1 protein-coding gene is annotated in these 1,878 nt (G+C 65.9%); it reads right to left on the bottom strand.

Features of this window, described 5'->3' with window-relative positions:
• Window positions 1-1,492 (bottom strand): type I polyketide synthase (locus tag A5652_RS15495; protein WP_197513970.1); only part of this gene is annotated, 1,492 nt, incomplete at its 3' end.
• Between the last annotated feature and the right edge of the window lie 386 nt (window positions 1,493-1,878).

Here is a 1,878-nt window from a genome sequence, read left to right as displayed (position 1 = left end):
CCGGCCGGTGCGCACGCCGCGGAGCGAGGGTGTACGCCAGATCCGTTGGTGCAAGGTCCAACGCGTGCGCGTCGGCCCACCGGGCGAGACGCTCCGCGGTGTGCCGCAGTCCGCTGGCCGACGTGGCCGACAGTGCGAACAGCAGCGGGCCGTCGACGCCGGGAGGGGTTGGTGCGGCCGCCTCGGGTGCTTGTTCCACGATCGCGTGCACATTGGTTCCCGAGAACCCGTACGAAGACACCGCCGCCCGCCGGGGCCCGTGGTGACCGTTGCTGGGCCAGTGCGTAGTCTCTTGTGGCACAAAGAGGTTCGTCTCGATCACGGCCATGTCGTCAGGTAGTCGCGTGAAATGCAGATTGCGCGGAACCACACCGTGCTGCAGTGCGAGGACGGCCTTCATCAGCCCCAGAGCGCCCGCAGCCGATTGGGTGTGCCCGAAATTGGTCTTCACCGATGCCAGCGCGCATGGCCCGTCGAGACCGTAAACCTCTGCCAGACTTGCGTATTCGATGGGATCACCCACGGGGGTGCCGGGCCCGTGCGCCTCGACCATGCCGATGGTACGGGCGTCCACACCGGCCACGGCCAACGCCGACCGGTAAGCCTCGACCTGTGCCGTCCTCGACGGCGTCACGATGTTCACGGTGTGGCCGTCCTGGTTGGCGGCCGTACCCCGGAGCACGGCCAGGATCCGGTCGCCGGCACAAAGCGCGTCCGGTAATCGCTTGAGCATCAGGACGACGCTTCCTTCGCCTGCCACGAACCCGTCGGCGGCGACGTCGAACGCATGGCAGCGTCCGGTCGGCGACAGCATTCCGATGGCGGAACCCGAACAGGACTTTCGGGGTTCGAGCGACACCGACGCGCCGCCAGCCAGGGCGATGTCGCTCTCGCCGTCATGCAGGCTGCGGCAGGCCACATGGACCGCCGCCAGGCCGGACGAACACGCGGTATCCACCGTCATCGCCGGACCACGCAGTCCCAGCGTGTGGGCGATCCGCCCGGAGCCCATGGCGAAGCTGTTGCCCATGTATCCGTAGGGCCCCTCCAACGCGTCGGCCTCGGCATGGACGAATTGGTAGTCGTCATGCATCAACCCCATGAACACTCCGGTGCGCGAGTCGGCCAGAGCATGCGGGGTGAGCCCGCCGTGCTCCATGGCCTCCCATGAGGTTTCCAGCAGCAGGCGATGCTGCGGATCCATCGCGGTCGCTTCTTTCTCGGTGATGCCGAAGAAGTCGGCATCGAAGCCCGCGACGTCATCGAGGAACGCCCCCCACTTACACACTGACCGGCCCGGCACACCGGGCTGGGGGTCGTAGTACTCGTCGGCGTCCCACCGCTCCGGCGGAACTTCGGTCACCAGGTCGTCGCCGCGCAGCAGCGCCTCCCACAACTGGTCTGGTGAGGTGATGCCGCCGGGCAGCCGGCACGCCATGCCGATGACGGCGATGGGGGTATGAGGTGCCTTGACTAGCTGGGCCGCGGACATAGCCGCTTCCGGGTTCCGAGGTAGGTGCGGATTAGCCCGAACAAAGCCGTTTCCTCCTCATAGCAAAGGTGGAGTTTCGCTGTGGGCTGCCTTATCGCTGGGTGGCGACCGGTCAGTTGTCGGGGATGTTAGCGGATCACCACCGGTCCGCGGTGGTATCTGGAAACCCAGGTTGTGTGCGAGACAAGAGTTAACTGGAGGTTCTAACGGGCGATCGGCCCGCCATAAAAGGGCGTGTTATGCAGCGACGCCGCCCGCGCTTGAGGCTTGTGGGGCTGTTCAGAGTCGGTTGATGGTTGACGTTACTGTTTCGGTTGATCCTTGACACTCCCTAGATGAGGGAGTTGAGCGTGGCCGAGCAGAGGTATCAGGCCGTGTTGGCGGTG

This window comes from Mycobacterium sp. 1165178.9 (genome assembly GCF_001673555.1).
Classification (GTDB): domain Bacteria; phylum Actinomycetota; class Actinomycetes; order Mycobacteriales; family Mycobacteriaceae; genus Mycobacterium.
This window is presented reverse-complemented; position numbering and strand designations above follow the sequence as displayed.